Source organism: Pseudomonas sp. URIL14HWK12:I12 (genome assembly GCF_003097135.1).
Classification (GTDB): Bacteria; Pseudomonadota; Gammaproteobacteria; order Pseudomonadales; family Pseudomonadaceae; genus Aquipseudomonas.
Window position 1 is genome coordinate 126,460 of sequence record NZ_QEQL01000007.1, and the last position, 23,751, is coordinate 150,210.

Here is a 23,751-nt window from a genome sequence, read left to right on the forward strand (position 1 = left end):
ACGCAAGCCAAAGCCGCCCAAGCCCGGCGGCGGGCTGGCAGGCTGCGCGAATGAGAAATGCGACCTGTTATAAGACGATTGTATGACATTGCCATGACAACATTTGAGCGCAAATCCCCACTGCGCCAGGTTAATTGTTCATGTGTTGACACATCTCGACACTTTCATGAAATCCCCGTAAGGGTTAGGCTGCGCGTTCATTTCGCCAGCACCTAGAAAATGCTCCAACATTTCCTACAGAATTTCGGCTATCTGGCCCTGTTCCTCGGCACTTTCTTCGAAGGCGAGACAATTCTCGTGCTGGCCGGGTTCCTGGCGTTCCGTGGCTACATGGACATCAACCTGGTCATGGTGGTTGCCTTCCTGGGTAGCTATGCCGGTGACCAACTCTGGTATTTCCTCGGCCGCCGCCATGGCCGCCGCCTGTTGGCACGCAAGCCACGCTGGCAAACCATGGGTGATCGCGCACTGGAGCATATACGCAAGCACCCTGACCTGTGGGTGCTCAGTTTCCGTTTCGTCTACGGGCTGCGTACCGTGATGCCCGTGGCGATCGGCTTGTCCGGCTACCCGCCAAGGCGCTACCTGATACTCAACGGCATTGGCGCGATCGTCTGGGCAATCGTGCTGGCCCAGGCCGCCTACCATTTCGGGTCGGTGCTTGAAGGCGTTCTCGGCAGCGTCAAGAAATACGAGCTATGGGTGCTGGGCGCCCTGCTGGTGTTCGGTGCACTGCTGTGGATCAGCCGGCGCTGGAAGGCTTCGCGCATCGCGCGCAAGGCTGAGCAGCAAGACGAACACTGAGGCGGGTGGAACGCTGGGCGGCGAATGAGATCAATCCTCAAAGCCCTTCAGGAGCATCACCATGTCTGCAAGCATCGCCGTCGTTCTCTCCGGCTGCGGCGTCTACGACGGCGCCGAAATCCACGAAAGCGTACTCACCCTGCTGCGCCTGGCGCAGCGCGGCTGCCAGGTGCAGTGCTTCGCGCCGGATATTCCGTTCGAGGTGGTCGACCACCTCACTGGCAAGCCGACTGGCGAGCAACGCAATGTGCTGGTGGAGGCTGCACGCATCGCCCGTGGGCAAGTCAAGGACCTCAAAAAGGCCCGCGTCGAGGACTTCGATGCCCTTGTCGTACCGGGCGGCTTCGGCTCGGCGAAAAACCTGTCCACGTTCGCCCTGGAGGGCGCACAGTGCAGTGTCAACGCAGACCTGCTGGCACTAGCAGAAGCCTTCGCCGAAGAGCGCAAGCCTGTGGGGCTGATCTGTATTTCACCGGCTATCGCTGCCAAGATCTATGGCCCGACCGTGACCTGCACCATCGGCAACGATGCTGAAACCGCCAAGGCGGTGGAGCAGATGGGGGCAATTCACCAGTGCTGTGCGGTCGATGAAATCGTCGAAGACACCGAGCGCAAGCTGGTAACCACCCCCGCCTACATGTTGGCCCAATCGATCACCGAGGCGGCTGCGGGCATCAACAAGCTGGTCGATCGTGTGATCGAGCTTGCCCAAGCACAGGCCTGATTACGCCGGTGCGCGCCGCACCATCGCCAGCAAGGTCGCTGCGCCAACGAACAGCCCGGCAAACGTGCGGTTCATCCGCCGTTGCTGGGCGGGCGTGCGCAGCAGGCGCAGAACGCGGGATGCAAGGCCGGTATAGCCCGCCATCACGATCAGGTCGACGGTGACCATGGTGGCCGCGATAATGACGTACTGGCCCAGTAACGGCGCATGCGGGTCGACGAACTGAGGCAACACCGCGAGCATGAAGATAATCGCCTTGGGGTTGCTGGCATTGACCAGGAAGCCACGGAACACCAACGCCAGGGGTTTGCCGATCGGGCGCAGGGCTACGCCCTCATCGAGGTCTTCCGGTACCGCTCGCCATTGCTTGATCGCCAGGTATAACAGGTACCCCACACCGAACCATTTGATGGCGGTGAAGGCTGCCGCCGAGGTGGCCAGCAGTGCGCCCACCCCGAGGGCGACGATCACAATTTGCAGCAGAAGGCCCAATTGCAGGCCCAGCGCGTTCCAGTAACCCCGCACAAAGCCGTATTGCAGGCCACAGGACATCGACGCCACCGCACCGGCGCCCGGCGAGAGGCTGATCACCCAACAGGCTACGAAAAACCCCAACCACGTTTGCAGTGCCATGTGCCGCTCCTTTGCGTGGGTCAGCCGTTCAATGTTTCCAGTTCTGCCTGCATGGCCTCGAGGGTCTCCAATGCCAGCAGCCACTCCTCTTCAAGCTCGCCTTCACGCGCCTTCAGGCGCGCCTGGCCTGCCAGCAGCTCACGCAGCTCATCTTTGCGCGCGGCATCGTATACGCCGCTGTCACCCAACGCAGCCTCAACGTTGGCAAGCTCTGCCTGCACTTTGCTCAGTTCCTTTTCAAGCTGGTCGGCCTGCTTCTTGTGGGGCGCTAGCTGCTGCCGCAAGGCTGCGGCAGCCTGGCGTTGAGCTTTCTTGTCGGTTTTTTCGCCAGCCGGCTGGGCCGATGCCGGCGCAAGGCTCTGGCGATAGCTCGCCAGCCAGCGAGCATAGTCGTCCAGGTCGCCGTCGAAGTCTGCCACTCGACCCTCTGCAACCAGCAAGAACTGATCGGTGGTGCTCTTGAGCAAATGGCGATCGTGCGACACCACCAGCACGGCCCCACCGAACTCCTGCAACGCCAGGGTCAATGCCAGGCGCATTTCCAGGTCGAGGTGGTTGGTCGGTTCGTCGAGCAGCAACAGGTTGGGCCGGCCCCAGGCGATCAGCGCCAATGCCAGTCGGGCTTTTTCACCGCCGGAGAAATTCAGCACCGGCTCATCGACCCGCGCGCCACGAAAATCGAAACCGCCCAGGAAGTCCTTGAGCGTCTGTTCGCGCTCGGTAGGGGCCAGGCGCTGCAGGTGCAGCAGTGGGCTTGCCTTGTCGTCCAGGGAGTCCAACTGATGCTGGGCAAAGTAGCCGACGACCAGGTTCTCGCCGCGCAGCAAGCGGCCGCTCAGAGGCTCAAGCTCGGCAGCCAGGGTTTTGATCAGCGTCGACTTGCCCGCGCCGTTAGGCCCAAGCAGCCCGATGCGCGCGCCCGGCACCAGTTGCAGCTTGACCTTCTCCAGCACGGCCTTGTCGCCGTAACCCAGCCGGCCTTCTGACAGGTCCAGCAGCGGGCTGGAGATCTTCAGCGCCTCGCGGAAGCCGAACTCGAAGGGTGAGTCGACGTGCGCGGCGCTGATCTCCTCCATACGCTCCAGTGCCTTTATGCGGCTCTGGGCCTGCCGGGCCTTGGTGGCCTGGGCGCGGAAGCGGGCGATGTACTTCTCCATGTGCGCACGGCGGGCCTGCTGCTTCTCGAACGCCTGCTGCTGCTGCGCCAGGCGTTCGGCACGGGTACGTTCGAAGGCGGTATAACCGCCGCGGTAGAGCGTGAGCTTGGCCTGTTCGACATGGGCGACGTGGTCGACTACTGCATCCAGAAAATCGCGGTCGTGGGAAATCAGAAGCAGTGTGCCGGGATAGCCCTTGAGCCAATCTTCGAGCCAGAGGATCGCGTCCAGGTCAAGGTGGTTGGTCGGCTCGTCGAGCAGCAGCAGCTCCGAAGGGCACATCAGTGCCTGGGCCAGGTTCAAGCGCATCCGCCAGCCACCGGAGAAGTCGCCTACCGGGCGCTCCATTTGCTCGTTGCTGAAGCCCAGCCCCGCCAGCAGTTTGCGAGCCCGAGCATTGGCGGTGTAGCCGTTGGCTGAATCGAACTGGGCGTGCAGGCGCGCCAGGGCGGTACCGTCCTGGGCCTGCTCGGCCGCAGCAAGCTCGCGCTGTACCTGGCGCAGGTGCAGGTCGCCGTCGAGGACGTACTCCACCGCCACGCGCTCCAGGTCATCGACCTCTTGCCGCATATGGGCGATGCGCCAGTCCGCGGGGAGGTCGCAGTCACCCGAATCGGGATGCAGTTCACCGCGCAGCAAAGCGAACAGGCTAGACTTGCCCGCGCCGTTGGCGCCGATCAACCCGGCCTTCTGGCCGGCGTGCAGGGTCAGGTCGGCGCCTTCGAGCAAACGCTTGGGGCCGCGCTGTAAGGTAAGGTTCTGGATTCGGATCATAATGGCGCCGGAGTCTACCAGTTTCGCGGCGCAGTGGCGTGGGGTGTGTGATGAACAAAGGGCTATGGGCGTTTGCACAGCAGTGGTACGCCCGCCCCGAGGTGGAAGCCGCCTGCATGGCCTTGCAGGCTGCGGGCGGGAATGTGTGCCTGGTGCTCTGCGCTGCCTGGCTTGGGCTGCGCGGCGTTGCCTGGCAAACCGAACGCGCGCAAGCGCTGGCGGGCCTGGCCAACGACTGGCACAGCGACGTGATCGCACCGTTGAGATCGGTGCGTAGCCAGTGGAAGGGGCTGGCAGCCGAGGATGCTGCCGTGGCGCAGTGGCGCGAGCAGGTCAAGGCACTGGAGCTGGAAACCGAGAGAGAACTGTTGATGCGCCTGGAGGCGTTGGCGCAGTGGCCGGAATCCGCCACCTCTAGCCTGGAGGCCTGGTTGGCCAGCAGCCTGGAGGGCATCGATACCGATACCGCCCAGGCGCTGTTCGAGACGCTTTAGGCAGCGCCGCCTGAAGGCTCGCTGCCGGCAGGGGCAGCGACTGGCTGGGCCACGGTTGCAGGTGCAGCGGCGGGCTTGGCAGTAGAGCTAGCCGGTTTGGCTGCAGGCTTGCGGGCCGTGGGCTTGGCTGCCGTAACGGGTTTGGCGGCGGCAGGCTTGCGAGCAGCAGGTGCTGGTTTGGCAGTGGCCACCGCGGCTTTGCTTGCGACAGGCTTTTTAACCGTTGCAGCCGGCTTTGCGGCGGTGGCCTTTGAGGCTGCCGGTTTACGTGCACGGGTCACAGGCTGGGCTACTGCCGGCTTGGCTACCGCCGGCTTGGCAGCAGCGGGCTTGCGAGCGGCCACCGCGCGCCCGGCGGCCTGGGGTGCCGCAGGCTTGGCAGCCCGTTGCTCAAGCGCCTTGTTGGTGGCCTCGCGAACCTTGCCGATACCTTGGGCAAGCTTCAGGCTTTCCTGAGAGTCACGTTTGAGGTTAGCGATGTACTGGCGCGTTTCGCCTTGATGCCTTTGAAGGTCTTCCAGCAAGGTTTCGAGTGTTTGCACCGCAGCGGTAGCTTTGGACTGGGCCTTTTTCTTGCCAGCAGCGGCGGCGTCTTCAATCTTGCCACGCGACTTGTGAAGTTTCTCCTGAGCCTTTACGCGTTGCTTTTCCAACTTGGCGAGCAGCTTCTCCGCATCGGCCAGCGCCTTGGAGCACGCGCCCTCCAGCGTTTCGAGCAGGTTACCAGTGAGTTGCTGGAGCAGGTGCAGCGGAGTGTTTACAGGCTTCTTTTTAGCCGACATGACTTTCCTCCTGGCGGACATGGACAACGGCCATGTTAGACCTCCACCATGACAGCGGCTAGATGACGTGGCGGGATTTTGCACACAATTAAATGAGTTTTAAGAGTTTACGCCTGTACCTTGCCAATGGGTTCTACTCACCTACCACCTACGGCCATAATCCTGATGTCCCATAACGGAGCCTTACCATGCAGCGGTGCCTGTCGTTGATACTTTGCTTGGGTTCGGTGCAGGCGTTTGCCCAGGATGCGCCCGCCCCTTCTTCCCATGACCTGGCGTACAGCGTAGGTGCAAGCCTGGGCGAACGCTTGCGCCAGGACATGCCTGGGCTGGACATGGACACTCTGGTTCAAGCACTGCGCCAGTCCTACGACCAACAGCCGCTGGCGCTGAGCGAAGAGCGCATGCGCAAGGTGCTGGCCGATCACGACAGCCAGGCTAGCGCGCCGCAGGGCAGCGAGGTCGAGGCAGCCATGGCGGCAGAAAGGCGCTTCATGGCGAACGAGCGGGCCAAGGCGGGCGTGCGTGAGCTGGAAGGCGGGGTGCTGGTCACCGAACTTGCGCCCGGGAATGGCGGCAAGCCTTCGGCAGGCTCAAAGGTACAGGTGCGCTACGTCGGCCGCCTGCCGGACGGCACTGTGTTCGATCAAAGCGACACCGCGCAGTGGTTCCGGCTGGGCAGCGTGATAGACGGGTGGAAGACGGCACTGCTCCAGATGCCCAAGGGAGCGAAGTGGCGGGTCGTGGTGCCTTCGGCCCAGGCCTATGGCGCAGACGGGGCCGGCAGCCTGATCCCACCCTACACCCCCCTGAGCTTTGAAATCGAATTGCTCGACTTCGCGCAGTGAGGGCCGGCCTCAGGCCGGCTCGGCATCCTCTTGCTTGTGCGCGGTATGCAGCACCTCGATCAGGCAATCTTCAAGCTCGAAGCGCTCATGCAGCGCATTGCCCAGCTCCTCAAGGCGAGCGAGGATGTCAGGCAGGTCGGAGCAATCACACTTCTCGCAATGGTCATTGAAGGTGAGCGCACGTTCGGTGAGGGCCTCAAGGCGCGGGCAGATGCGCTCAGCCAGCTCCACGGCAGCGTCGTCGCCGAATGCCCTGGCCTCACCAATCAGCTGCTCATACACGGCAAAGTGGCCAGCCGAAAAATAATCGACCAGGCTGCCGCAGAACTCATTCAACTGCGCGCGGCTCAAGACATGCTCGTCGGGCATCTCGACCAGTGAATTGAACGTGCGGATCAGTTGTTGGCGTTCCTGCAGCCAACGGTCGATCAACAGGTGCACCCCACCCCAGCGTTCCTGGGCATTCTGACAACTTTCCAACATGATCTTTTCTTCCCTATGGGCCTTGATGCCGCTGGCGAAAAACGCCTCGAAACGGCGCCGCCGTCCAGTACTTTTTGCGAGAGTATGCCCGCTCGCCTGTGCCATCAAGCGATGCGGATCAATAACTTCATACGTTCGTTTGATGGCCAGCAAACAGCCATCAGCGTCGAACGAACGCCATGATGGCCAGCATCGCCAGACCACAGTAGGTAAGCAGGCTCCATTCCGGCAAACTCATACCAAGTAGCGTCCAGGTCACATTCGCGCAATCAGGCGTCCCCAGCACCAATGCCTTTGCGGCGTCGGCCATTGGCAGGGAAGTCAGCAGGTGCCAGACGCCTGAAAAACACATGGCATCGGCGGGGTTGGCATAGTTCTGCAGCCAGAGCTGTCGAACAGCCGAAGCTGCCCCCAGCGAGCAGCACAGGATGCTGGCCAGTGCATACCGGCGGGCAACCCGGCGGCCGGGCACGCACAAGGCGCCCAGAAAGCACAACGCACCTACAGCACCAATGAACACCCGCTGCACGATGCAGAGCGAACAAGGGGCCAGGTTAGCGATTTCTTCCAGATAAAACGCCGCGCCCAATGCTGATGCAGCGATCAGAAAACCCAGGATGAACGGTGAGCGCGAACGAACCAACGGCATGTCTGAACCTGAAGGCCGGAAACTGGAGGGCAACGGTAAGGAAAGCCCTCGCCGCTTTCAAGAGCGCCCGAGTCAGAGCGCTCTGAAAGTCAACGGGCAGCCGGCAGCGGCAGCGCCAACAGGCGTTCGTCGAGCAAGGCGAGGCCTTCTTGAAACAACTGGTTGCTACGCTCAGTGTCGCCCAAGCGACCCAACAAACGAGCCAGCTCAGCGCACGCTTCAGGGTGCCGCTGCAGGCGCAGGCTGGCTTCCAGGTAATCCCGCGCCTTGCCCCACAGACTGTTCTGCAAGCACAGCCGGCCAAGGGTGAGCATCAACCCTGCGTCATCGGCATGTTCCTTCGCCCAGCCTTCGGCGAATTGCAGTTGTTTGAGAGGGTCTTGGCCACGCACCAGGCCATAGAATCGCACCAGGCGGCTGTCGTACTGGCGCTTGAGTGCCATGCGCAGTGCCGCCTCCGCTTCAGCGGTGGCACCCACTCGCCGCAATTGGTCAGCGTAGGCCAGCACCAAGGCGGGTTCCTGACGTTGAGCAGTGCTCAAGGTATTCCATGACTGCTCAAGTGCGTCGCGTTGGTTTTGCCCCTCTACCGGGGCGATCAACAGGCCCTCGCGCAGAGTCTGTTGCTCCAGAGCAGCCAGCTCCCGAGCCGGCAGCGCCTTGGCCTTGCGCAATTCTGGCATAAGGCGAATGAGCCCGGCCCAGTCATCGCGCTCATGCATCAACCTATAGAGTTGGCGCAGCACCTGCACGTTGTTGGGGTAGCGTTCGCGCATCAACCTCAAGGTTTCCAGCGCAGCCTCTGGCTCACCCCGATCAACCTGCAGTTGTGCATGGCTCAGCGCGACTGCAAGCTCCGCACCAGGCTGACGGTCAAGTGCACGCTCCAGAAGGGCATCGCTTTGTTCGTATTCGCCTAGCTCGTTGGCCGCACGCGCTGCACCCAGGTAGTAGAACAACGGAAAGCGCTCTGCCTCGGCGGCAATGCTCAGGTGGCGTTGGGCGTTGGCCCAGCGCCCCTCCGCCAACTCTACCTGGCCCCGGGACACGGCGGCCTGTACGCGGCGCTGGCGATTACGCCGCGACCACGGGTTGACCACCTTGGTAGAAGTCAGCAACAAGCGCACGCACCCGGTCACCAACAGCACCACCAACCCTATGGCCAGAAGCGCAGCGAGCGTGGACCACAGGCCGGACTCGTAGCGAAACACATGGGGATAATCGATCAGCACGTAACCGGGATGCTTGGCGATACCCAGGCCGATCACTAGCGCCAGCAGCACCGCGACGAAGACGATCGCGTACAGCCGCTTCATGGCTTGGCCTCCCGCTGAGTCGAAGGCTCAGGCGCCTGGCGCTGCGCGAGGTAGGCCTGCAGCGCTTTGATGCTTGGGCCCAGGTCGGGGGTCTGCACCTGCACAGGCGCCTTGGCCAACTTGGCCAGCTGGGCGCTCAGGTTACGCGCTTGCACATTCTCTTGGTTGAAGGCGGCGCCGAGGATATCGCCAGCCTGTTTCATGGCTTGTTGGTAAACCGCCTGCTGGCCATTGAGCGCGCCCCATTGGGCCTGCTCCAGCGCCAGGCTGAGCGCCATGCGAACCTGGCCCAACCCCTGCTCGGCCAACAACGGCCGCAGGTTGTCGTCAGGGTTGAAGTCAACGCGGAAGAAACCGGAGATTCGCTGCCAGTATTTGCGCCAGTGCATCCAACCGTCGTCGGCGGCCTGCACAGGCTGGCCTTGCTCCTGGGCCTGGAATGCCGGGGCCAGCGCAGAAAGCTGCGCGGCCTGATCGCGCAAGGCGCCCAGTTGCAGGAACAGCCCCGTGCGGTCAGGCTGGTCGACGCTGTTGAGCGCAGCCAAGCTGCGCGCCAGTTGCTCACGGGTGGCGAACGCGGCCGGGTCGTCTTGCTCGCGCAGGATCTGGTCGGCCCCTTCCACCAGCGCGGTGGCGCTGGTGATGTCTTGCAAGGCTGACAACCGCAGCGCGGCCAAGCGCAGCAGATGCTCGGCCTCTGCCAGGCGCCAGCCTTGGCGGCTGGAGCCCAGTACGGTTTCCAGGCGCTGGCTGATGCGTTGCTGATCGCCCTGAAGCTGGGCGACCAGTTGACGTCGCTCTTCGAGCTCCTGCGGCAAGGGGAACTGGGCCAGGCGCTGGTCAAGCTGCTGTTCGCTTTGCTTGAGGGTCTGCGATTGGATGCTGAGCGTCTCGATCTGGGAAGACTGGCGCTGGTGGCTCTGTGTGAGCGTGTGCAACTGCCAAACGCCCCACCCGGCCACGGCCACGCCTACGGCTGCCACCAGCAGTGCGAAAGCGGCCAGCCCTTTGCCGCCGCTGGGTTTGGCCGGTACCGGGGTTTGCTCGGCGCTGGAGGGCGCCTGCTGTTCGCTCAATTGTTTTTCGCTCACTTATCCATCCTTTCTCATGAGGTGGCGCCTGGGCTGTGCGCCGCCAGGGCCGACACCAATGCTGCGGTACTGGCGCCCCGGCAGTCGATCACTTGCCGCGCACCCAACTGGCGCGCTAGCGCAGCGACGCGCTCGCCCGGCGCGAACAGCGCAAGCCCCGCAAGCGCTGGCCACTGCTCGGCGGCCAGGGCATGCAAGTGTTCCAGACCCTGCCCACTGCTGACCACCAGCCCGTTCAAGCGTTCCGCTGCCGCGCGGGCGGCCAGTTCGCCAAGGGCATAGGCAGGGCAAACCCGCCGGTAAAGCTCCAGATAATCCACATGGGCCCCGCGCTCACGCAAGGTGCCGGCCAATAGCTCCCGGCCGCCTTGCCCGCGCACGATCAACACTCTCGGGCAGGGGTGAGCCAGGGCGCAGGTTAACTCAGGCAAAGCCAGCAGGGCTTCGCTGTCTTCGCCGCGCAATGGCCAATGCGCGCCAAGCCCGGCACCCGCCAGCAGCCGGCCAGTACCCTCACCTACCGCAAACCAATGCTCGGCAGGCTGCGGCTGCCCGCTCAAGTGAGCCAGGCACAGGCGGGCGGCGGCCTTGCTGACAACAATGACTGCGTCATAACGCTGTGCGAGCAGCCGACGCTGCTGATCGCTCATCGCCAGCGGCTGAATCTCCAGCGTCGGCAGCGCACTGGCAAATACGCCCTGCGCTGCCAGGGCTCGGCATTGCTCACTGGCTTCGGGCTCGGCACGGGTGACCAGCAGCCGCCAAGGGCTCATCAGCCTTCGCCCTGGCCGTAGATGGCCGCGAGAATCTCGCCCGCACCTTGCTCGACCAGGGCCTGGGCAATGCGCTCGCCCAAACCCTGCGCCTGTGCCTGAGGCGCCCGCCCTTCAGCCTGCAGTAAACGCTCCCCCCCAGGCTCGCCGACCAGGCCGCGCAGCCAGAGCTCGCCCGCCTCCAGCACTGCGTAGGAAGCGATAGGCACCTGGCACCCACCGTTGAGGGCTTTGTTCATAGCGCGCTCGGCGGTCACGCACACGGCGGTCGGCAGGTGGTGAAGCGGTTCGAGCAGGGCGTGCAGGTCGGTGTCGGCAGTGCGGCATTCGATACCGACCGCGCCCTGGCCGCCGGCAGGCAGGCTGGCCTCGACACTCAGGTTGCTTCGAATACGCTCACCCAGGCCCAGGCGGATCAGGCCCGCGGCAGCCAGGATAATGGCGTCGTATTCCCCAGCATCGAGCTTGGCCAGGCGAGTGTTGACGTTCCCACGCAGGAAGCGCACCGACAGATCAGGCCGCGCCGCGAGCAGTTGAGCCTGGCGGCGCAGGCTGGAGGTGCCGACGATGCTACCGGCAGGCAGAGCGTGGAGGCTGTCATAGGTGTTGGAAACGAATGCATCACGAGGGTCTTCACGCTCGCAAATGCAAAAAAGCCCGAGGCCCTCGGGGAAGTCCATCGGCACATCCTTCATCGAATGCACGGCGATGTCGGCAGTGCCTTCGAGCAGAGCGGTTTCAAGCTCCTTGACGAACAGCCCCTTGCCGCCGATTTTTGCCAGGGGCGAATCCAGAAGCTTGTCGCCTCGGCTGACCATGGGTACCAATGTGACCACCAGGCCTGGATGTGCCTGCTGCAGGCGCTCCTTGACGTATTCGGCCTGCCAGAGTGCCAACGCGCTCTGGCGCGTGGCGATACGGAGGGTGCGACTAGGCATGTGATGATCCATGACGAGTAAAGGCCAGGATCATACCAGCTCAGGCCCTGCGGGGCGGAGGCCCCCCGCTCTGCACCCTGCGCTGCGTCAAAGCTGCTGCATCATCTTGCGCACGCCCGCGACGTGGCGCCTGCTGACGGTCAGCGCGTCGCCGCCCAAGCCTTTCAAGAACAACTGGAAATGGCCAAGGGGCGTGCGTTGCAGGCGCTCGATGCGCTCGCGCGCCACCAGCGCATTGCGGTGGATACGCACGAAACGGTCACCGAATTCGTCTTCGAGCGCCTTGAGCGGCTCGTCGAGCAGCACTTCGCCACCCACATGCCTCAAGGTCACGTATTTGTGATCAGCTATGAAATAGATCACCTGGTCCAGCGGGATCAGCTCAATACCTTTACGGGTGCGGGCGCTGATATGGGTTCGGGGCCCCGTGCCGCTTTCGGAGGCAGGGCGGGTAAGCGCGGCGAGCTGTACACGATTGGGGCGCTCGGCTTTTTTCAATGCATCGGTCAAGTCATCGGCGCTCACCGGCTTGACCAGGTAGCCCACAGCGCTCACCTGGAAAGCATCAACGGCGAATTCGTCATGGGCAGTGCAGAACACCACCGCCGGAGGGGTGTCGCGCTCGCACAGGCGAGCTGCAACCTGAAGGCCATCGAGCCCCGGCATGCGGATGTCGAGCAACACGACGTCAGGCTTGAGGTTGTCGATCAGCGTCAGGGCTTCATCGCCATTGGAGGCGCTGGGTTCCAGAACGCTATAGCCCTCGATATTGCTGACCATCCGGGTCAGGCGCTCGCGGGCCAATGGTTCGTCATCAACGATCAGGACATTCATAAAGGGCCGGATTCCTGCGTGAGTCTCGCACAAGGGTAGCGTAGACAAGTGGAGTGACGACCGTCACGGCGTACCACGCTCAGACTCGCCCTGGGGCCAAAAAGTGCCCCGAGCCTGGCTTCGATATTCGCCAGCGCTTGCCTCGTACCGCCCGGTACCCGGGCGGCGGCGGCTTCATCGTAGGGGTTGGTGATGCACAAGCTGAATTCCCCCCCGTGGTATTGCGCTTCGACACTGACCAGGCCGCCTTCAATGCGCGGGGCGATTCCATGGATCAAGGCATTCTCCAGTAGCGGCTGGAGCGTTAATTGGGGGATCGGCACATCTTCGGGCACGCCGCCAATCTTCCACTCCAACTGTAGACGCTCGCCGAGGCGATATTGCTCAATTGATAAATAACGACGTGCCAGGGCCAACTCCTGCCCCCACTGCACAAGGCTCCCGGGCGTACCAAGGCTGGCCCGGAACAGGCTGGAAAGGTCCAGAACCGCCTGCTCGGCCTTGGCCGAATCCAGCGCGATGAGGCTGGCGATACTGTTTAGGCTGTTGAACAGGAAGTGGGGGCGGATGCGCGCCTGCAGGGCTTCCAGGCGAGCGCGAAGCTCGGCTTGCTGCTGGTGGCGCCATTGACTTTGCAGATAGAAATAACGCAGAAAAAGGCCCGACATGATCAGCGCGATCACGCCATGGCGCAAATAACGGTAGAGCCCTTCTGGGGCCTGCGGGCTGCTGAGCTGGTAGTAATCGGTGAAGGCGGTGCCCGCCAGCGTCAGGGCCACCACGAGCGAACAGCACCAGGCGCCGGCCGCCCCCGGATGCAACCTCGCCAAGCGCGGGCGCAGGTTGCACAACGCCGCCGCCGACAGCAGCACGATCCACTGCACGAACAGCGAGGTCAGTGCCAGGCGCACCCAGTTGAAGCCCGCTGCCATCGATTCCGACAGCACCAGCACCAGCACCAGCAGCTCGGCCAGCACGATCAACAGCAGCAAGGCGCGAGGCGCACACAATTCAGGCAGGAAAAACTCCCTGTGCGGGGGGGTGGCCGCTTCCGTGTGCATCGCTGCCTCCTGCGCGGGCGTTAGTCGGTACCGATCTTCTCTCATGCCCCGCCCGCGCCGGCAACCCTGCTATGATGCAGCCCTTTCCTTTCGAGCCTTCACCGAGCCAGACCAATGAGCCTTGAAAAGACCAACCAGTCCTGGGGCGGCCGCTTCAGCGAGCCCGTGGACGCCTTCGTCGCCCGTTTCACCGCATCGGTTTCCTTCGACCAGCGCCTGTACCGCCATGACATCATGGGGTCGATCGCCCACGCCACCATGCTGGCGCAAGTCGGCGTGCTCACCGAGGCCGAACGCGACACCATCATCGACGGGCTCAAAACCATCCAGGCCGAGATCGAAGCCGGCCAGTTCGAATGGCGCGTCGACCTCGAAGACGTTCACATGAACATCGAGGCGCGCCTGACCGACCGCATCGGCATCACGGGCAAGAAGCTGCACACCGGCCGCAGCCGCAACGACCAGGTAGCCACCGACATCCGCCTGTGGCTGCGCGACGAGATCGACCTGATCCTGGCCGAAATCACCCGCCTGCAGAAAGGCTTGCTGGAATTGGCTGAGCGCGAAGCAGCCACCATCATGCCGGGCTTCACCCACTTGCAAACTGCCCAGCCGGTCACCTTCGGGCACCACCTGCTGGCCTGGTTCGAGATGCTCAGCCGCGACCACGAGCGCCTGGTCGACTGCCGCAAGCGCACCAACCGCATGCCCCTGGGCAGTGCGGCCCTGGCTGGCACCACCTACCCGATCGACCGCGAAGTCACCTGTGAGCTCCTGGGTTTCGAAGCCATCGGTGGCAATTCGCTCGACAGCGTCTCGGATCGCGACTTCGCCATTGAATTCTGCGCAGCCGCCAGCGTTGCGATGATGCACCTGTCGCGGTTTTCCGAGGAGCTGGTGCTGTGGACCAGCGCGCAGTTCCAGTTCATCGATTTGCCCGATCGCTTCTGCACAGGCAGCTCGATCATGCCGCAGAAGAAAAACCCCGATGTGCCTGAACTGGTACGCGGCAAGAGTGGCCGGGTATTCGGCGCCCTCACCGGCCTGCTCACCTTGATGAAGGGCCAGCCGCTGGCCTACAACAAGGACAATCAGGAAGACAAGGAACCGCTGTTCGACGCCGCCGACACCCTGCGCGACTCGCTGCGTGCCTTCGCCGACATGGTGCCCGCCATCAAGCCCCGCCACGCCAACATGCGCGAAGCGGCCCTGCGTGGCTTCTCCACCGCCACTGACCTTGCCGACTACCTGGTGCGCCGCGGCCTGCCCTTCCGCGACTGCCACGAGATCGTGGGCCATGCGGTCAAGTATGGCGTCGACAGCGGCAAGGACCTGGCTGAAATGAGCCTCGAGGAGCTGCGCCGTTTCAGCGACCGTATCGAACAGGACGTGTTTGAAGTGCTCACCCTCGAAGGCTCGGTCAATGCTCGCGATCACATCGGCGGCACCGCCCCTGCTCAGGTGCAGGCCGCCGTGATCCGGGGCCAGGCCTTGCTGGCCAGCCGTAACGCATGACCCTCCCCCGCGGCCACGGTCGCGGGCCTTTCACGCCAGGAGCCGACCATGAGCGAACAGCCCGAAGACGAATTCGTCGAGAACACCCTGATCCAGGCCATCGAGAACCAGATCGAAACCGGCGAGCCGGCCGCTGCCAAGGCGGTGTACAACAAGCTCACGCTGGTGGGCTACGAGCCAGAGGAAGCGCTCGATTTGATGGCCCAGGTGCTGGCCATGGAGATCGACGACATGCTCGAGGCCGATCGACCCTTCGACAGCCAATGGTACGAAACGGCGCTACGCGGCCTGCCCGAGCTTCCTGAAAGCCGTTGAACGTCTACACTGCTCCTGAAAACAACAACACCGGAGCTGCCATGACGTTACATGCCGAACTGCTTGCAGAAGTCCAGATGCTCGCCCATTTCAACCTGGGCAACAGCCAGGAAGGGTTGAAGGTTCATCACGATGCCTCGCCCGAGCTGGTCGCCGCCACTCGGCGCCTGCACGCCAAGGGCCTGATCAGCCAGGCCGATGGCGGTTACCTGACCCACCTGGGGCTGGAGGCCGCAGAGCACGCGCAAAGCCTGCTCAGCATCCTGGAGCAACAGGAAGCAGCCTGAGCGCCTCAAACTCCGCCGGTGGCTGCCGATAACGCTTCAAAGGTAACCGTTATCGTCGGCCACCGACCGAGAGCTACATGACCCGCCATCACGACATTCGCCCGGATCTTGACGACGGTATCGACCGCAAGGCTCTGGCGACCGTGCGCGCGCGCTTTCTGGCGGCGAGCAATGTACGCCTGGCCCGTGCCTGCGAAGGGTTTTCCACCCGGCAGAAGCAGGTGCTGGTGCTGTTGCCGTTGTTGTTTCATGTCAACCATCCGCTGTTGCCGGGCTACGTATCCGGGTTCACCCCGGCAGGCATCAGTGGTTACGAGCCCAGCGAAGAAGTACTCGCCGAAGGCCAGCGCCTGGCCCGATCTTTCGCCTACAAGGCCCGCCGCAATGCACCTGCACCCATCCTCGGGCTTTACCTGATGGGTAGCCTGGGCACACTGGCGCAAGACGACAGCAGCGACATGGACATGTGGGTGTGCCACGCCCCGGGCCTGGAAGCCGGTGCGCTTCAGGAACTGGAGAAAAAATGCCGCCTGCTGGAGGCCTGGGCTCAAAGCCTGGGCGCCGAGGCCCATTTTTTTCTGATCGACTGTGAGCGTTTCGTTCGGGAAGACCGTGACAACCGCCTGAGCTCCGACGACAGCGGCACGACCCAACATTACCTGCTGCTGGACGAGTTCTACCGCACCGCCCTGTGGATTGCCGGGCGCACGCCATTGTGGTGGTTGGTGCCTGCCTATGAAGAACAGCGTTACGAGCACTTCACTCAGACACTTCTGGGCAAGCGCTTCATTCGCCAAGAAGAGGTGCTGGACCTGGGCAACCTGTCGCGCATCCCCCCTGGAGAGTTCATCGGCGCAGGGCTCTGGCAGCTGTTCAAGGGCATCGATTCACCCTTCAAATCGGTGATCAAGCTGCTACTCACCGAGCTGTACGCCGCCGAACACCCGCACGTACGCTGCCTTGGCCTTGACTACAAGCAAGCGATATTCGAGAACCGCATCGCACCCGATGAGCTGGACCCTTACCTGATGGCCTACCGGCGTATCGAAACCTACCTGCAAGGCACCGGCGATCACGGGCGGCTGGAGCTGGTGCGCCGGGCGTTCTACCTGAAGGTCAACCGGCGCCTTAGTGCTCCGGCCCGCGGGCGCGCCCAGGGGTGGCAGCGGCCGGTAATGGAGAAGCTGGTCACCGAGTGGGGCTGGGATGACCGGCACCTGGCAGTGCTCGACGGCCGCGCATCCTGGAAGGTGCGCCAGGTAACGCTGGAGCGCCGGGGGTTAGTGGCCGCACTCAATCAGAGTTACCGGTTCCTGACAGGCTTCGCCCGCCTGCATCCCAGCACCAGCCCTGCCAAACGCCAGGATCTGAACGTGCTGGGCCGGCGGCTGTACGCCACCTTCGAGCGCCGTGCCGGCAAGATCGAGCTGATCAACCCAGGCATCGCCCCTGACCTCTCCGAGGACACGCTCACATTGATTCAGGCGCCCAACCGGCGAGAGGCCGGGCAGACCCAATGGGCCCTGTTTCACGGCAACCTCAATGTGCTCGAATGGGAGCACTTTGCACCCTTCAAGCGCAGCCACTGCCTGGTCGACCTGTTGGCCTGGGGCCATCGCAACGGCGTGATCGACAGCAGCACCCGCCTTGCCCTGCACCCGGGTACCAGCGATGTGAACGACTTCGAGCTGTTCAACCTGCTCGGGGCGTTGCAGCAGTTGATCCCGCTGCCGATGCCGCAGGTCGAAGACGAGCAGTTGCTACAGCCTGCGGTGGCCACCGAAGTGCTCTTGCTGGTGAACGTCGGAATAGACCCGCTCAAGCACCACCGCGAGCTGAACATCCTGCTGACCACCGAGCGCACCGATTCGCTCAGCTACGCCGGTGCCCGCGACAACCTGGTGCTCACCCTGGACCAAGTGACCGTCAACAGTTGGAACGAGGTCACCGTCAGCCGTTTCGACGGGCGCCATGCGCTGCTCGACTGCCTGCGCGATTTTCTCAACGGCCTGCCGGAAGGCCGGCCGGCGCCCAAGGTCAGCGTGCGCTGCTATTGCCAGAACCGCGCGGCCGCTATCTCGGCCCGGGTCGAGGAGCTGTTCAGCACTGCACAGACGTTGCTCAACCGAGGCTTGGGCCATCGCTATCTGATCCAGATCCAGCAACACTACCATGTGCTGGAGCTTACCCCCGGGCAGGTGCGGCACTTCCCACTGCCCAGCCTGGCGGTGCTGCTCGATTACCTCTCCCGGCCACTCAAACGCTACAGCCCCTTGCACCTGGACCCCCATGCGCTGGAAGACCAGGACCTGGCGTTGATCCTGCCTCATGCGCACCCCGATTGCGTTCAGGTGTTCTATTTCGCTCAGGGCGACGAAGCACAGCTGTACGTGCTGGACGAGTTCAATTCGCTATGGCGCCAGCGCCTGCCCTTTCACGACGAAGCCAGCCTGCTGCAGCCGTTGCGGCGTTTTCTGCGCTCGGTCGTTGAGCGCCGCGAGGCACGCGGGGCATTGGCCAGCCCTCAGCACCTGGAGACCCTGTTCTACCGGCTACAGGCAGGCCAGGGTAATCGCGCGCGCACCGTGGCGCGCCTGGCCTTGCCGGCCGACACCGACATGACGCCGTTTTTCGACGTGCAGGCGATCATGTTCAAGAGCTCCTCGGAGCAGACCCGCGTGGTGCTTTATTGCAACCAGAAGGAATTCAGCGAGCTGGAGCACGGCAGCGCGCTCTATCAGGTGGTGGCCCAGGAAATCCTTGGCCAGCGCAGCCCGGCCCAGCGCTACCGCTGCTACATCACTGACCTGGACCTGTCGGCTCTGGGCCATGAGCAGGGGTTTTCGAGCAACGTTTACCTGCGCTACAAGGCCGACCTCGAGCGGGCGATCAATGCCGCGCTCACGGCACTGGACTGAGCTGCGCCTTGCGCTGTGCCGCCTGATCGCAGATGTCGCGGCGCTGCTCGTCGCTTGCCGCCCGCCACTGGCGGATGTGCTCCACATGGCGGAAGCAGCCCAGGCAAAAGCGCTCTTCGTCGAGCCGGCACAGGCTCACGCAGGGTGATTTAACGGCATTGCTGGCATTGATGTAGAGCGGTTTTTCGCTGGCCATTCAGATCTCGTCGAAGTCGAGCTTTTCACCGGCCTGCTCGAAGACAATGCGCACCAGCATCTCGTTGAGCAACTCATCGGTGCTGTCGCACATCCACTTGCCCGACTCGGCGTCGTAGTCGAAGTGAAAGCCCCCGGAGCGAGCGGCCAACCACAACTGGCGCAAGGCGGGCTGGCGGCTGAAAATCAGTTGGCTGCCGCCTTCGAAGCGCAGGGTCAGCACGCCGCCGGAGTTTTCCATATCGACGTCCAGGCCGCTGTCGTCGAAAAGGTCTTCCAGGTTCTGCTGGGTCGTATCGACCAGGTCGTGGAAGCGGGCTTCGGTCAAACTCATGTGCTCACCTTCGGTTGTTGGCGCAAGCGCGGCACGATACGAGCAGGCGCAGGCGATTGCAAAGACTATCTGACCAGCCACCGCCCCCGGCCGCCCCGCCAGGCGGGCGCCCATTGCGTAGGCAAGGGCGTGGTGCACCGGTATACTCGGGCGCAATTGCCGATTTGCACAAAGGATTTCCCATGAAGCGTCTGATCGCCTCGTTCGCCGCGTTGCTGGCCGTGGCCTGCCTGTTGTCCGCCTGTGGCCAGAAGGGCCCGCTCTATTTGCCGGACGGCAGCAAGTCCACCGTCGAACAACCCAGCTCGCACACGCATCAGCGTACTTTCTAAGGGATTTCCATGAACCCGTTCCAGTACCGCGAAGGCCAGCTCTTCGCGGAGGGCGTCGCGCTTACCCAGATCGCAGAGCGTTTCGGCACTCCAACCTACGTCTATTCCCGCGCTCACATCGAAGGCCAGTATCGTGCCTACACCGATGCTCTGAGCGGTACCGAGCATTTGGTGTGCTTTGCGGTCAAGGCCAATTCCAACCTAGGCGTGCTCAATGTACTGGCTCGCCTGGGTGCCGGCTTCGACATCGTTTCCGGCGGTGAGCTGGAGCGCGTGCTGGCCGCGGGCGGGCGGCCCGACCGCGTAGTGTTCTCCGGCGTCGGCAAGACCCGCGCCGACATGCGCCGCGCACTGGAAGTGGGCGTGCACTGCTTCAACGTCGAATCCACCAACGAGCTCGAGCGCCTTCAGGAAGTCGCCGCCGAAATGGGCGTGCGCGCCCCGGTGTCGCTGCGGGTGAACCCGGACGTCGACGCCGGCACCCACCCGTACATCTCAACGGGCCTGAAAGAAAACAAATTCGGCATCAACATCGCCGACGCCGAGGCGGTCTATGTACGTGCCGCGCACCTGCCCAACCTGGAAGTAGTCGGTGTCGACTGCCACATCGGCTCGCAGCTGACCACCCTGGCCCCCTTCATCGATGCCCTCGACCGCCTCCTGCTGCTGGTCGATCGGCTGGCCGAGTGCGGCATTCACCTCAAGCACCTGGACCTGGGCGGCGGCTTGGGCGTGCGCTACCGCGACGAAGAGCCACCGGTAGCCGGCGACTACATGAAAGCAGTGCGCGAGCGCCTCGAAGGCCGCGACCTGGCCCTGGTGTTCGAGCCGGGCCGTTTCATCGTCGCCAATGCGGGGGTTTTGCTGACCCAGGTCGAATACCTCAAGCACACCGAGCACAAGAACTTCGCCATCATCGATGCGGCCATGAACGACCTGATCCGCCCCGCGCTTTACCAGGCCTGGATGGGCGTCGATGCCGTGGTACCGCGCCAGGGCCAGGCCAAGGCCTACGACCTGGTGGGGCCAATCTGCGAGACTGGGGATTTCCTGGCCAAGGACCGCGAGCTGGCACTTGAGGAAGGCGACCTGCTGGCCGTTCGGTCCGCCGGTGCCTATGGTTTCGTAATGAGCTCCAACTACAACACCCGCGGCCGCTGCGCTGAAGTGCTGGTCGACGGTGGCCAGGCATTCGAAGTGCGCCGCCGTGAAACCGTGGCCGAACTGTACGCCGGCGAAAGCCTGTTGCCGGAGTGAACCGATGCTGCTGCGCTTTACCAAGATGCATGGCCTGGGCAACGACTTCATGGTGCTCGACCTGGTCACCCAACACGCCCATGTCACGCCCAAGCATGCGCGCCAGTGGGGTGACCGCAATACCGGTGTGGGTTTCGATCAACTGCTGATTGTCGAAGCACCGACCAACCCCGAGGTCGACTTCCGCTACCGCATTTTCAATTCCGACGGTTCGGAAGTGGAACAATGCGGCAACGGTGCGCGCTGCTTTGCCCGCTTCGTGCTCGACAAGCGCCTGACCACCAAGAAACGCATCCGTGTCGAAACCAAGAGCGGCGTCATCGAGCTCGACGTGCGCAACGATGGCCAGGTACGCGTCGACATGGGCCCGCCGCGCTTCGTCCCGGCCGATATCCCGTTCCAGGCCCCTGCCCAGGCCCCGGTTTACAGCCTTGACGTCGACGGCCAGGTTCTGGAAATCGCCGCGCTGTCGATGGGCAACCCGCACTCGGTGCTGCGCGTGGAAGACGTTAACAGCGCCCCTGTTCGAGAGCTCGGCCCGAAGATCGAACATCACCCGCGCTTCCCTGCACGGGTGAATGCGGGGTTCTTGCAGGTGCTCGACCGGCACCATGGCAAGTTGCGGGTGTGGGAGCGCGGCGCTGGGGAAACCCAGGCCTGCGGTACTGGCGCCTGTGCCGCGGCCGTGGCGGCGATCGCCCAGGGCTGGATGGACTCGCCCGTGGAGCTGGAGCTGCCCGGCGGGCGCCTGACCCTGGAATGGGCAGGCCCTGGCCAGCCCGTGATGATGACCGGCCCGGCTGCCCGGGTTTTCGAAGGCCAAGTACGCCTCTAACGCGAGTGAGACCATGACCGACAAACCCCGCGCCACCGCACGCAAGCCCTCCCACGAAGGCGCGCCGCTGGCGCCCGGGGCCGACGCGGTCGCCCAGTTCCTGCACGCCAACCCGGATTTTTTCGTCGGCCGCGAAGAGCTGCTGGCCGACCTGCGCATCCCCCACCGCCGTGGCGATACCGTGTCGCTGGTCGAGCATCAGCTCAAACTGCTGCGCGAGCGCAACACTGAGCTGCGCCAGCGCATGGCGCAGCTGATGGACGTTGCCCGTGACAACGACCGGCTGTTCGACAAGACCCGCCGGCTGATCCTCGCCTTGCTCGACGCCACCAGCCTCGAAGAGGTCGTGATGAGTGTGGACGACAGCCTGCGCCAAGACTTCAAGGTGCCCTTCGTCAGCCTGATCCTGTTCAGTGAGCTGCCCACGCCGGTCGGCCGCTCGGTACCGCTGGCAGAGGCCCAGCAGGCCATTGGCGGGCTGCTCAACGAAGGGAAACCGGTCAGCGGTTCGCTGCGGCCTCATGAGTTGGCCTTCCTGTTCGGCGAAAAACCGGCCACCGAAATCGGCTCCACGGCCCTGGCGCCGCTGTCGCATCAAGGTCTGCATGGCGTACTGGCCATCGGCAGCGCCGACCCGAACCACTACAAAAGCTCGGTGGGCACGTTGTTCCTCAACTACATCGCCGAAGTGCTAGGCCGGGTGCTGCCGCACTTCACCCATACCCTGCGCTCGGTGCGCTGACCATGCAGGCGCAGCTGGATGCTTACTGCAACTACCTGCGCACCGAGCGGCAAAGCTCGCCCAGCACGCTGGACGCCTATCGCCGCGACCTCGGCAAGCTGATCACCCTGTGCGAGCCGGCTGGGGTCACGCAGTGGCAAGCCCTGACCACCGCGCAACTGCGACGGCTGGTCGCCAAACTGCACCAGCAGGGGCAAGCCCCGCGCAGCTTGGCGCGGCTACTGTCGTCAGTCCGCAGCCTCTACCGCTGGCTGAATCGCGAGGGGCTGTGCGAGCACAACCCGGCGATGGGGCTGAGCGCACCGAAGGCTGAACGCAAATTGCCCAAGGTGCTCGATACCGACCGCGCACAGCAATTGCTCGAGGGTGCCGTGGAGGAAGATTTCCTGGGCCGGCGCAACCACGCCGTGCTCGAGTTGTTCTATTCCTCGGGGCTGCGGCTGTCAGAGCTTTCAGGGCTCGACCTAGACGCTCTGGACTTGAACGCCGGCCTGGTGCAGGTGCTGGGCAAGGGCAGCAAACAACGGGTTGTACCGGTGGGGCGCAAGGCGCAGGAAGCGATCCGCCGCTGGCTAGCTTACCGCGGCATGGCACGGCCCGCCGACGGTGCGCTTTTCGTCAGCCAGCAGGGCCGGCGGCTGGGGCCGCGCGGCATTCAGGCGATGCTGCAGAAGGCCGGCATCAGCGAACTTGGCCAGCACCTGCACCCGCACATGCTGCGCCATTCCTTCGCAAGCCATCTGCTGGAGTCCTCCCAGGACCTGCGTGCCGTTCAGGAGATGCTCGGCCACGCCGACATCACCACCACACAGATCTACACGCACCTGGACTTCCAGCACCTGGCTTCGGTCTACGATAAAGCGCACCCCAGGGCACGCCGCGGCACCAAGGAGCAAGACGGATGAACATCGAGCTGGTCACGTTCGACCTGGATGACACGCTGTGGGACACCGCGCCGGTGATCGAGAACGCCGAACGGGTGCTGCGCCAGTGGCTGGCTGAGCACGCGCCGCGGATCGGGGCCTTCCCCCCAGAAGCGCTGTTCGCGATTCGGCAACGGCTGGTCAGCGCAGAGCCAAGCCTGAAACACCGCATCAGCGAATTACGCCGGCGCGTGCTGTTCCATGGCCTGCTGGAGGCAGGCTACCTTCAGGCCGAAGCCGAAACACTGGCGCACAGCGCGTTCGAAACCTTTTTGCATGCGCGGCACCAGGTCGACTTTTTCCCTGAGGTGTACCCGACCCTTGAGCAGCTCGCCAACCGCTACCGGTTGGCCGCCCTCACCAACGGCAACGCAGACGTACGCCGGCTGGGTGTGGCGGATTATTTCAGTTTCGCGCTGTGCGCCGAGGACGTCGGGGTCGGCAAACCCGACCCTGCCCCCTTCGAGGAAGCCTTGCGCCGTGCAGGCACCCATGCATGCCACGCGGTGCATGTAGGCGACAACCCTTGCGACGACATTGCGGGAGCCCAGCAAGCTGGCCTGCGGGCAGTGTGGTACAACCCGCGGCGCCTGCCATGGGAAGCCGGCGCTCTGCCTGACGCACAGATCGCCAGCCTGGCCGAGCTACCGGCGTTGCTGGAACGCTGGCAGCAGGGCTGACCACCACCCAAGAAAAAGCCCGCGACGACGACGGGCTTTTCAAGGGCGAGGCAGCGC

27 protein-coding genes are annotated in these 23,751 nt (G+C 63.7%); 14 read left to right on the plus strand and 13 right to left on the minus strand.

Features of this window, described 5'->3' with window-relative positions:
- The first annotated feature begins 219 nt into the window (after nucleotides 1-219).
- Together F474_RS19845 and elbB are read left to right on the plus strand one after the other, a co-directional pair.
- The gene (locus F474_RS19845) at nucleotides 220-804 is read left to right on the plus strand and encodes a DedA family protein (protein ID WP_097088186.1); all 585 of its coding nucleotides are present in this window, start codon (nucleotides 220-222) and stop codon (nucleotides 802-804) included.
- Between the two features lie 61 nt (nucleotides 805-865).
- Nucleotides 866-1,528: an isoprenoid biosynthesis glyoxalase ElbB gene (gene elbB / locus F474_RS19850; RefSeq protein WP_097088183.1), complete on the plus strand. Its 663-nt coding sequence runs from the start codon at nucleotides 866-868 to the stop codon at nucleotides 1,526-1,528.
- Here elbB and F474_RS19855 read toward each other — a convergent pair whose 3' ends face one another.
- Both F474_RS19855 and F474_RS19860 read right to left on the minus strand, forming a co-directional pair.
- Nucleotides 1,529-2,161 carry a LysE family transporter gene (locus F474_RS19855; protein WP_097088181.1) on the minus strand — a complete coding sequence of 211 codons (633 nt, stop codon included), beginning with the start codon at nucleotides 2,159-2,161 and terminating at the stop codon, nucleotides 1,529-1,531. It lies immediately after the preceding gene.
- A 20-nt stretch (nucleotides 2,162-2,181) separates the two neighbouring features.
- Nucleotides 2,182-4,092, minus strand: coding sequence for an ATP-binding cassette domain-containing protein (locus F474_RS19860; RefSeq protein ID WP_097088178.1), 1,911 nt, complete (start codon nucleotides 4,090-4,092; stop codon nucleotides 2,182-2,184).
- 50 nt (nucleotides 4,093-4,142) lie between these two features.
- On the opposite strand from F474_RS19860, the gene F474_RS19865 reads away from it, so the two are divergent.
- Nucleotides 4,143-4,586 carry a TIGR02444 family protein gene (locus F474_RS19865; RefSeq protein WP_097088176.1) on the plus strand — a complete coding sequence of 148 codons (444 nt, stop codon included), beginning with the start codon at nucleotides 4,143-4,145 and terminating at the stop codon, nucleotides 4,584-4,586.
- Here the strand turns inward: F474_RS19865 and F474_RS19870 are convergent.
- Nucleotides 4,583-5,368, minus strand: coding sequence for an AlgP family protein (locus tag F474_RS19870; RefSeq protein ID WP_097088174.1), 786 nt, complete (start codon nucleotides 5,366-5,368; stop codon nucleotides 4,583-4,585). The two genes, F474_RS19865 and F474_RS19870, sit on opposite strands and share 4 nt — an antisense overlap.
- 188 nt (nucleotides 5,369-5,556) lie before the next feature.
- Between F474_RS19870 and F474_RS19875 the strand changes: the two genes are divergently transcribed.
- Nucleotides 5,557-6,216 carry an FKBP-type peptidyl-prolyl cis-trans isomerase gene (locus F474_RS19875; protein WP_097088172.1) on the plus strand — a complete coding sequence of 220 codons (660 nt, stop codon included), beginning with the start codon at nucleotides 5,557-5,559 and terminating at the stop codon, nucleotides 6,214-6,216.
- 9 nt (nucleotides 6,217-6,225) lie between these two features.
- Here F474_RS19875 and rsd read toward each other — a convergent pair whose 3' ends face one another.
- The 8 genes from rsd to F474_RS19915 form a co-directional block, all read right to left on the minus strand.
- Nucleotides 6,226-6,699 carry a sigma D regulator gene (rsd, locus tag F474_RS19880; protein ID WP_097088471.1) on the minus strand — a complete coding sequence of 158 codons (474 nt, stop codon included), beginning with the start codon at nucleotides 6,697-6,699 and terminating at the stop codon, nucleotides 6,226-6,228.
- Between the two features lie 160 nt (nucleotides 6,700-6,859).
- Nucleotides 6,860-7,348 (minus strand): disulfide bond formation protein B, encoded by a 489-nt coding sequence (locus F474_RS19885; RefSeq protein WP_097088170.1) that lies wholly within the window; start codon nucleotides 7,346-7,348, stop codon nucleotides 6,860-6,862.
- Between the two features lie 89 nt (nucleotides 7,349-7,437).
- A complete protein-coding gene (locus tag F474_RS19890; RefSeq protein WP_097088168.1) occupies nucleotides 7,438-8,664 on the minus strand; it encodes a heme biosynthesis HemY N-terminal domain-containing protein in 1,227 nt (408 codons plus the stop codon).
- On the minus strand, nucleotides 8,661-9,755 hold the full coding sequence (locus tag F474_RS19895) for a uroporphyrinogen-III C-methyltransferase (RefSeq protein WP_097088165.1): 1,095 nt from the start codon (nucleotides 9,753-9,755) through the stop codon (nucleotides 8,661-8,663). Before F474_RS19895 ends, F474_RS19890 begins: the two co-directional genes overlap by 4 nt.
- Nucleotides 9,756-9,769: 14 nt before the next feature.
- Nucleotides 9,770-10,528, minus strand: a complete 759-nt coding sequence (locus F474_RS19900) for a uroporphyrinogen-III synthase (protein ID WP_097088162.1) — start codon at nucleotides 10,526-10,528, stop codon at nucleotides 9,770-9,772.
- Nucleotides 10,528-11,466, minus strand: coding sequence for a hydroxymethylbilane synthase (hemC, locus tag F474_RS19905; RefSeq protein WP_097088159.1), 939 nt, complete (start codon nucleotides 11,464-11,466; stop codon nucleotides 10,528-10,530). Before hemC ends, F474_RS19900 begins: the two co-directional genes overlap by 1 nt.
- Nucleotides 11,467-11,553: 87 nt before the next feature.
- A complete protein-coding gene (locus F474_RS19910; RefSeq protein WP_097088155.1) occupies nucleotides 11,554-12,300 on the minus strand; it encodes a LytTR family DNA-binding domain-containing protein in 747 nt (248 codons plus the stop codon).
- Nucleotides 12,297-13,361 carry a sensor histidine kinase gene (locus F474_RS19915; protein ID WP_097088152.1) on the minus strand — a complete coding sequence of 355 codons (1,065 nt, stop codon included), beginning with the start codon at nucleotides 13,359-13,361 and terminating at the stop codon, nucleotides 12,297-12,299. The genes F474_RS19910 and F474_RS19915 overlap by 4 nt, the downstream gene beginning before the upstream one ends.
- Nucleotides 13,362-13,475: 114 nt before the next feature.
- On the opposite strand from F474_RS19915, the gene argH reads away from it, so the two are divergent.
- The 4 genes from argH to F474_RS19935 all read left to right on the plus strand — a co-directional run bounded on the left by argH (nucleotide 13,476) and on the right by F474_RS19935 (nucleotide 18,396).
- On the plus strand, nucleotides 13,476-14,876 hold the full coding sequence (gene argH / locus F474_RS19920) for an argininosuccinate lyase (RefSeq protein ID WP_097088149.1): 1,401 nt from the start codon (nucleotides 13,476-13,478) through the stop codon (nucleotides 14,874-14,876).
- Nucleotides 14,877-14,924: 48 nt separating this feature from the next.
- Nucleotides 14,925-15,191, plus strand: a complete 267-nt coding sequence (locus tag F474_RS19925; protein ID WP_097088146.1) for a hypothetical protein — start codon at nucleotides 14,925-14,927, stop codon at nucleotides 15,189-15,191.
- A 41-nt stretch (nucleotides 15,192-15,232) separates the two neighbouring features.
- On the plus strand, nucleotides 15,233-15,478 hold the full coding sequence (locus tag F474_RS19930) for a TIGR02647 family protein (protein WP_097088144.1): 246 nt from the start codon (nucleotides 15,233-15,235) through the stop codon (nucleotides 15,476-15,478).
- Nucleotides 15,479-15,555: 77 nt separating this feature from the next.
- Nucleotides 15,556-18,396 carry a class I adenylate cyclase gene (locus tag F474_RS19935; protein WP_097088141.1) on the plus strand — a complete coding sequence of 947 codons (2,841 nt, stop codon included), beginning with the start codon at nucleotides 15,556-15,558 and terminating at the stop codon, nucleotides 18,394-18,396.
- Here F474_RS19935 and F474_RS19940 read toward each other — a convergent pair.
- Nucleotides 18,380-18,592 (minus strand): DUF1289 domain-containing protein, encoded by a 213-nt coding sequence (locus F474_RS19940; protein WP_097088138.1) that lies wholly within the window; start codon nucleotides 18,590-18,592, stop codon nucleotides 18,380-18,382. The genes F474_RS19935 and F474_RS19940 overlap by 17 nt on opposite strands.
- Nucleotides 18,593-18,925: an iron donor protein CyaY gene (gene cyaY, locus F474_RS19945; protein WP_097088136.1), complete on the minus strand. Its 333-nt coding sequence runs from the start codon at nucleotides 18,923-18,925 to the stop codon at nucleotides 18,593-18,595.
- Nucleotides 18,926-19,107: 182 nt separating this feature from the next.
- On the opposite strand from cyaY, the gene F474_RS19950 reads away from it, so the two are divergent.
- From F474_RS19950 to F474_RS19975, 6 genes are read left to right on the plus strand one after another with little or no spacing between them, the layout of a single operon-like run.
- On the plus strand, nucleotides 19,108-19,257 hold the full coding sequence (locus F474_RS19950; protein WP_097088134.1) for a lipoprotein: 150 nt from the start codon (nucleotides 19,108-19,110) through the stop codon (nucleotides 19,255-19,257).
- A 9-nt stretch (nucleotides 19,258-19,266) separates the two neighbouring features.
- On the plus strand, nucleotides 19,267-20,514 hold the full coding sequence (gene lysA, locus F474_RS19955) for a diaminopimelate decarboxylase (protein ID WP_097088132.1): 1,248 nt from the start codon (nucleotides 19,267-19,269) through the stop codon (nucleotides 20,512-20,514).
- A 4-nt stretch (nucleotides 20,515-20,518) separates the two neighbouring features.
- Nucleotides 20,519-21,349, plus strand: coding sequence for a diaminopimelate epimerase (gene dapF, locus F474_RS19960; RefSeq protein ID WP_097088130.1), 831 nt, complete (start codon nucleotides 20,519-20,521; stop codon nucleotides 21,347-21,349).
- A 13-nt stretch (nucleotides 21,350-21,362) separates the two neighbouring features.
- Nucleotides 21,363-22,091, plus strand: a complete 729-nt coding sequence (locus F474_RS19965; protein ID WP_097088128.1) for a DUF484 family protein — start codon at nucleotides 21,363-21,365, stop codon at nucleotides 22,089-22,091.
- Between the two features lie 2 nt (nucleotides 22,092-22,093).
- Complete coding sequence (xerC, locus tag F474_RS19970; protein ID WP_097088125.1) at nucleotides 22,094-22,996, plus strand: tyrosine recombinase XerC; 903 nt, start codon at nucleotides 22,094-22,096, stop codon at nucleotides 22,994-22,996.
- Nucleotides 22,993-23,694 (plus strand): HAD family hydrolase, encoded by a 702-nt coding sequence (locus tag F474_RS19975; protein ID WP_097088122.1) that lies wholly within the window; start codon nucleotides 22,993-22,995, stop codon nucleotides 23,692-23,694. The genes xerC and F474_RS19975 overlap by 4 nt, the downstream gene beginning before the upstream one ends.
- The last annotated feature ends 57 nt before the right edge of the window (nucleotides 23,695-23,751 follow it).